At 65.8% G+C, this 354-nt stretch carries 1 protein-coding gene; it reads right to left on the bottom strand.

The features are described 5' to 3' along the window. Positions 1–354, bottom strand: a 354-nt coding sequence (locus PI86_RS15555; RefSeq protein ID WP_039324430.1) for a phosphate acyltransferase, incomplete at both ends; no start/stop codon positions are given.

The following is a 354-nucleotide window of genomic DNA, read 5'->3' as shown; positions in this document are numbered from 1 at the left end:
CGTCACGCGCGCCGATCTCGTGGTACGCCTGCCAGTAGCGGTGGTAGCGGGTGTCGTCTTCCGGATTCACGATCTCGAAATCGATGCCGGCCTTCAGCTTCGAGCCGATCTTCTGCAGGCGCATCTCGACGACCGACGGACGGCCGACGATGATCGGCTTCGCGATCTTTTCCTGCAGCACGAACTGCGCGGCGCGCAGCACGCGCTCGTCCTCGCCCTCGGCGAACACGATGCGCGCCTGCTTCTTCTTCGCGGTCGCAAACACCGGACGCATCACCATGCCGGTGCGGTAAACGGTCGCGCCGAGTTGCTCGCGGTACGCGTCCATGTCCTGGATCGGGCGCGTCGCGACGC

This window comes from Burkholderia sp. A9 (assembly GCF_000801975.1).
This window is presented reverse-complemented; position numbering and strand designations above follow the sequence as displayed.